At 48.1% G+C, this 7,328-nt stretch carries 6 protein-coding genes; all 6 read left to right on the top strand.

What is annotated here, in order from left to right:
• A partial coding sequence (locus tag JX312_RS06585) for an S-ribosylhomocysteine lyase (protein WP_204457452.1) occupies positions 1-422 on the top strand: 422 nt, incomplete at its 5' end.
• Between the two features lie 146 nt (positions 423-568).
• Entirely contained in the window at positions 569-2,551 is a 1,983-nt protein-coding gene (locus JX312_RS06580) for a DNA topoisomerase IV subunit B (protein WP_204457451.1), read from the top strand.
• A 12-nt stretch (positions 2,552-2,563) separates the two neighbouring features.
• Positions 2,564-3,004, top strand: coding sequence for a pantetheine-phosphate adenylyltransferase (gene coaD, locus JX312_RS06575; RefSeq protein ID WP_204457450.1), 441 nt, complete (start codon positions 2,564-2,566; stop codon positions 3,002-3,004).
• Between the two features lie 11 nt (positions 3,005-3,015).
• Positions 3,016-4,620 carry a S41 family peptidase gene (locus JX312_RS06570; RefSeq protein WP_204457449.1) on the top strand — a complete coding sequence of 535 codons (1,605 nt, stop codon included), beginning with the start codon at positions 3,016-3,018 and terminating at the stop codon, positions 4,618-4,620.
• A gap of 94 nt (positions 4,621-4,714) precedes the next feature.
• On the top strand, positions 4,715-6,337 hold the full coding sequence (locus tag JX312_RS06565; RefSeq protein ID WP_124030277.1) for a DUF3078 domain-containing protein: 1,623 nt from the start codon (positions 4,715-4,717) through the stop codon (positions 6,335-6,337).
• Between the two features lie 59 nt (positions 6,338-6,396).
• Positions 6,397-6,900 (top strand): hypothetical protein, encoded by a 504-nt coding sequence (locus JX312_RS06560; protein WP_124030278.1) that lies wholly within the window; start codon positions 6,397-6,399, stop codon positions 6,898-6,900.
• Positions 6,901-7,328: the final 428 nt, after the last annotated feature.

Raw genomic sequence — 7,328 nt, 5'->3', positions numbered from 1 at the left:
TTTCAAGACGCGACACCCTCCCCTCCGGCGATGTGGTTACCACATTCGACATCCGAATGACACGTCCTAACCGCGAAAAAGCTCTTGACCCGCAAGCCCTCCATGCGATGGAGCACCTCGCTGCGACATTCCTGCGTAATCACCCCCTCTGGAAAGACAAGGTGATATATTGGGGGCCGATGGGATGCTGCACCGGAAATTACCTTCTGATGTCAGGGAATCTTGAAAGCCTGGATATCTTGCCGCTGATTCAGGAGACAATGCATTTCATCGCTGAATTCGAAGGTGACATTCCGGGTGCCACGCCACGCGATTGCGGGAACTATTCCTTCATGGATCTTGCCGAAGCAAAGAAAGCCGCTCTAAATTATTTCAGACAGCTTTCGGCGGCATCAGACCTGAATTTTAGCTATCCGGAGTAAAAGACAATTCAACCTCCCTGCCCTGCCACACAAAAATGAGTCAGGGCTAATGCTCGGCGGCATAAAATAACAAAATACTGACAGGGTTGCACTTATTTTTATATTATCGTTTTTTTTTGTAATTTTGTGATTACATTAGCCTACCTATGAACAACGATATTTTCGAAATAGAAGAGAGGGAGGAAACTGCTCCCTCAACCGCAGCATCATCAAATGCCGGCACCTACGATGACAATGCCATCCAGACTCTGAAATGGAACGAGCATATCCGCAGGCGTCCCGGCATGTATATCGGCAAGCTCGGAGACGGAACTCACTCCGACGATGGCATATATGTACTTATCAAAGAGGTTGTTGACAACTCCATAGATGAATTCAACATGGGTGCCGGAAAACGCATTGACATCACCCTCACAGAAGAGGGGGAAGTCACGGTGCGCGACTATGGACGCGGCATTCCGCTGGGTAAAGTGAAAGAGGTGGCATCCGATATAAACACCGGCGGCAAATTCGATGACAAGAACTTCAAGAAATCAGTAGGCCTCAACGGTGTCGGACTCAAAGCAGTCAACGCCCTTTCCACATACTGCCATGTGGCAAGTGTAAGAGACGGAAAAAAGGTGGAAGTCGAATTCGAACGCGGAGATCTCATCCGCCAATCCGAGCCAATCCCCACAGACGAACCCAACGGCACCCTGGTCAGATTCACTCCTGACCCGATGCTTTTCCAGAACTACAGGTTCAATCAGGAATTCGTCGAGACAATGGTCAACAACTACACCTATCTCAACGCCGGGCTGCAGCTCTTCTATAACGGACGCAAATACTATTCCCGCCACGGTCTGCTTGATCTGCTCAGAGAAAACATGACCAATGATCCTCTCTATCCCATAATACATCTGAGCGGCGAGGACATCGAGGTTGTTCTCACCCACACCGACCAGTACGGAGAGGAATATTATTCGTTTGTAAACGGACAGCACACAACCCAGGGGGGAACCCACCTCACCGCTTTCCGCGAACACGTCACAAGAACCATCAAGGAGTTTTCAGGCAAGGGATATGAGTTTTCCGACATACGCAACGGCCTTGTGGCGGCGGTTTCGGTGCGCATCCAAGAGCCGGTGTTCGAAAGTCAGACTAAGACCAAACTCGGAAGCAAGGAGGTCGCTCCCGGAAGTTCCCTTACGGTAAACAAGTTTATCGGAGACTTCATCAAGAAAGAACTTGACGACTACCTTCACCGGAATCCCGACATCGCGGAGATAATGCTCCGCAAGATAGCATCAAGCGAGAAAGAACGGAAGGCAATGGCTGGCGTGGCGAAACTCGCAAGAGAGAAAGCGAAGAAAGTCAGCCTCCACAACCGCAAGCTCCGCGACTGCAGAGTGCACTATAACGACCCGCTGAAAGCCAAGGCAAAGGAAGACCGCCGGGAAGACTCCGCGATTTTCATCACCGAGGGAGACTCGGCTTCCGGAACAATCACCAAAGTGCGCAATGCCGAGACGCAGGCAGTATTCTCCCTGCGCGGAAAGCCGCTGAACTCATACGGCATGACGCAGGAAGTGGTTTATAAAAACGATGAATTCAATCTTCTTCAGGCTGCCCTCAATATCGAAGAGGGAATCGAGGGACTCAGATACAACAAAGTCATAATCGCGACCGACGCCGATGTCGACGGAATGCACATACGCCTGCTGATCATCACTTTCTTCCTGATGTTCTTCCCCGATCTTGTGAAGAAAGGGCATGTATATATTCTTCAGACTCCGCTTTTCCGCGTCCGCGACAAGAATGCCGTAAGACGCACCAAAAAGAAAAACCGCAAGAAAGAGGAAACCGAAGGAGAGAAAGATACGTTCTATTGCTATACCGATGAAGAGAGAGAAGCCGCGATTGCCAGATTCGGCAACAACGCGGAAATAACCCGATTCAAAGGTCTCGGAGAGATAAATGATGCGGAGTTCGCTGAATTCATCGGTCCGGACATGCGTCTTGACAGAGTGAAACTCAAAAGAGAGGATGCTGTCGAGAAACTTCTCGAGTTCTATATGGGCAAAAACACCATGGAACGACAGAATTTTATAATCGACAATCTTGTGATTGAAGACGATTCTGAAATCTGATATTTTTTGCACATGGAAAAGACAGCTGTATTCCCGGGCACCTTCAACCCTTTCACAATCGGACACCAATCCATTGTGGAGCGCGGTCTCGCCATATTTGACCGGATAATAATCGCAATCGGCAACAACGCAAATAAACCTGCCGGTGCTGATTTTGTCAAAAGATTCAGAGACATAAAAAAGGTATTCGAAGACAACCCGGCGGTAGAAGTTACCGTTTATTCAGGTCTGACCGCACAATTTGCAAAAAACGCAGGTGCCTGCGCCATATTGCGCGGTGTCAGAAACATATCCGATTTTGAATACGAGAGAAATCTCGCGGATGTCAACAAAAAAGTGCTGGGCATAGAGACAGTCTTTCTGCTTTCTCTGCCAGAACACTCCTACATATCAAGCTCGATGGTCAGAGAACTCGAAGACAACGGGCACGATATCAGCCACCTGCTTCCTTAAGACAAAAAAAGATGAAGAAATTACTTAGCATAATCGGATTTGGAGTAATGCTGACCGCATTGGCTGCCAACCAGAACAAAATACCAGCCAACCAGAAACTGAGAATGGCGGAAGCCGCTGTAGCCCAGTTCTATGTCGACACGGTGAATGAAGACAGACTTGTGGAAACAGCCATCCGCAGCATGCTTGAGGAACTCGACCCCCATTCTGCATATTCGAACCCGGAGGAAACGAAAGAACTCAATGAGCCTCTTGCCGGAAATTTCAGCGGCATAGGCATTTCATTCAATATGAATCAGGACACTCTTTATGTGATATCTACCGTTGCCGGAGGTCCCTCGGAAAGAGTCGGACTTCTTGCTGGCGACCGCATTATCAAGGTAAACGATTCAATAATCGCCGGAGTAAAAATGCGCAATACAGATATAATGAAGCGTCTCCGCGGACCTAAAGGGAGCAAAGTGAACGTCAGTGTATTGAGACGTTCGGCAGGAAAAGCTGATACTGTCGAATTCACGATCACACGCGCCGACATACCGATCAACAGCGTCGATGCCGCATATATGGTAGACAACAAGACCGGATACATTCGTCTCAGCAGATTTTCAGCAGAGACACGCAATGAAATTGAAACAGCTCTTAAGGATCTCAAGAAAAAAGGGATGAAACAGCTTATCCTCGATCTTGTCGACAATGGCGGAGGATACATGCAGCCGGCAGTCGAGATTCTCGGAGAGTTCCTTGAACCCGGACGTCTCGCAGTCTATACAGAAGGACGCAATTCTCCGCGCTACGATCATATGACCCAGCCGCATGGCATCAGACCGCTTTTCAATGACGGCAGACTCGTTGTGATGGTAAACCAGTATACGGCATCGTCATCGGAAATAACAACTGGTGCGATTCAGGACTGGGACCGTGGTGTCGTTGTCGGAAGGCGAACATACGGCAAAGGGCTTGTGCAGCGGCCGTTCCCCTTCCCTGACGGCTCGATGATGCGTCTGACAGTGGCACATTATTACACCCCTACTGGAAGGGACATTCAGAAACCGTACAACAAGGGAGACCAGCGTGCTTACGCGATGGATATCGTTGACCGTTTCAATCACGGAGAACTCATGCACGCCGATTCCATAAAATATATAGATTCACTGAAAGTTGAGACTTTACGTCTCAACCGTCCGATATATGGAGGAGGTGGAATATCGCCCGACAGGTTTGTGCCTCTCGACACTGCTGATTTCACAAAATATTACCGTGATGTCACAGCCAAGGGTGTCATAAACCAATACGCCATCAGCTATGTTGACGCCAACCGAAAGGAGCTTAAACGCCGATTCAAGACTGATGATGACTTTGTGAAAGGCTTCGATGTAGATTCATCAATGCTTCACGACCTGTATGCCCGCGCGGCAAAAGAGGGCGTTGCTCTCAATGAAGAACAGGCAAGACAGAGCGAACCTCTGTTCAAGATGATATTGAAAGGGCTTATCGGACGTGACATATACGACCAGCCTACATATTTCAAGGTATATAACGAATACGACCCGATATTCAGAGAAGCATACAGACTGATCAACTCCCCGGAATACGACGCGATCCTGAGAAAACCTTGAATTCAAGATCCTCACGCGTCCGCCCTTGACCTCAGACTTTTTGTTTTTCTCCTCTCCATCTCTTTTCCCATATAACGCCAATAGATTTCCACTCATGAAACATTTCTTCGACAAAACTTTGCTGTTAGCCGCTACTTTTACGGCAGCGACATTCATGTCAGTGCAGACAGAAGCAAGTGCGACAGGCACTCAACCACGTTTCAGACACATCTCTACTGTGAAACAGACAAAAGAGGATTCCATAAGAGCCCGCTTTCAAAAAGCCAAGGATGCAATTATCACCGGAGAATATGAAGAAGACTCCCTGTATGTGCGCACTCCCGATGAAATAATAGCTCATACTGAAGTCTTGCCGGATATTCCGTCCTTCAACAGGCTCAATGCCCCTTGGGTGTTTTGTGAATACCGCGCGCTCGACAAACAGCATAAAATCGCAGTGCCTTCGCTCGAATCGCAAAACATCGAGATCTGGAGACTTGCCGACAGACTTTACAAGGAAAATCAGGAAAGTTTACAGGAAGAAACCACTGATTCCGTGGCTGAGCGCCGCAAATACCTTGATGAACTATGGGGAATCAAAAGCGAAAATAAGGAAGAGACCGAGGAAAACGAAATCTTTCTTGACGAGGAAACCAAGGTTGAACCTCTGCATGATTTTACCTCGAATCCTCGTCCCAGATGGCTCGAAAACGCATACGAGGCTTGGGACATGCAGGAAGACTTGATGTATCAGATGATGGTCGATGACCCTTCTCTTATCCGGTATGCATACTGGCGCCTTCCTATCCCCCCCTCTTTACCTGAGGAGGACCATGGCTTCATGGGTTTTCTCAAAAGAAGTTCCACAGGTAGCGTCAATGTGAACGATGCGGTGATTTCCGAATCTGAAATACTGAAGAAACACTGGTTGCATGTGCTCAACGGCTCTCTGCAGTTCTCCCAGGCATACGTGTCTGACAACTGGTATCAAGGCGGTAACAACCATGTCGCACTTCTGATTAATTTCCTGTGGGATGTGCAGCTGAACACCGTATGGCATCCGAATCTGCTGCTCCAGAGCACGCTGTCGTACAAACTCGGCCTCAACTCCGTTGAAGATGACCAATACAGGAAATACTCCATTTCACAGGACATATTCCAGTATAATTTCAAGTTCGGTTACAAGGCTCGCCGCAACTGGTATTATACCATTACAGCCCAGTTCAAGACCCAGCTCCTCAACAATTACAAAAAGGATACGGAAACACGCATAGCATCTGTTCTGACTCCCGGCGATCTCAACTTCGGTCTCGGTATGACATACAGCAAGACAAACGCTTCGAAGAGCATACAGTTCAACGCCTCTATCGCACCGCTGTCATACAACCTTAAAACCGCGATAGACCCGCATATTGACCATGAGTTGTTTGGCATTCCACAGACCGTCAAATCACAAAGCGAGATAGGTTCAAACGCAGACATAACACTGAACTGGAAAATCGGTAAGATGGTCACATACAAGACACGTCTCTTCCTCTTCACCGATTACGACTACTTCCTCGGAGACTGGGAAAATACGCTCAACATACAGTTCTCGCGCTTCTTCTCGACACAGCTTTATGCAAACCTCCGATATGACTCGTCTGCCGACAAATATGCCGCGCCTAAATGGAAAAGATTCATGCTTAAGGAAATCCTCAGTATAGGTCTGTCGTACACATTTTCTACCAAACAATGATGCGGCACTTCGGATTTATTAAGACAATGTTAGCAGCCATGACCCTCGCTTGCGGGGCCATGGCTGCTAACGCTCGGGACCAGATGATATTCGACATGGAAAGTGCCCTTGTATATTGCAGAGAAACCGCGATGGAGGGTCCTGAAGGTATATGGGAGTTTGCCGGAGATGAGACTCAGGTGCTGATAAAAAAAGAGACCAGAGGAGGAAAAGGCTACGACATAATTGTGATCTCCACCCCTGACTGCCGCCTGAGTCCTGGAGAAACAATAGGCAATATCCAGCCTTCTGCAAAGAAAGGCAAATACAGGATGAAGCTCTACGTATCAAGAAAAATGGGTACGTTTTCAGACTCAAGGACATGCATGGCGGAGTATATCGAAAAAGACGATGCGATACTCACACATCCCGTGAAACTCAAGATATCCGTGCGCACGATGTGGTTTCTCCCTAAATTCTGGCGTTCTTTGAAAATCTCCGTTGACAACCCTGCCGCCTCTCTTCCACATGGTCTCGTGAGGATATATCCCCGCAAAGAGCCTTCAAAACCCGTATACTTATGAAGATTAAGATTACANGCTGTTCAGTTCTCTCTATTCTGACAGTTATGATATTGTCCGTTCCCGCGGGAATATCTGCACGAAAAAAAGGATACAAGTTAAAAAACATATCCGAAAACCGGCAGACAGAGGCTGTCAGCACGATTGAGACCAGACCGGACACTGCCGCGCAGGAGATGGTTGCCGGCAGCTTTATGGTTGCCTCGCAATGTCCGACATGCAACAGCGGATACGCGTTAGATCAGATTGTATTCACAGGTTTCGACAAAAACCAGTACAACGCGAAAGAGAGCTTCTTCATAATAAACAAGACAGACAGGGAACTCACCGGAGTCTCGCTGTATATCGAATACATCACTCCCGACAGACGCCAGTTGCACAAACGTTTCCTTAAACTCACATGCAGCATCCCTGCAGGGGAGACCCGAAAA

Source organism: Barnesiella sp. CU968, assembly GCF_905219685.1.
GTDB lineage: Bacteria > Bacteroidota > Bacteroidia > Bacteroidales > Muribaculaceae > Lepagella > Lepagella muris_A.
Note: the sequence above shows the minus strand (reverse complement) of the source record. Positions and strands in the feature narration are given on the sequence as shown.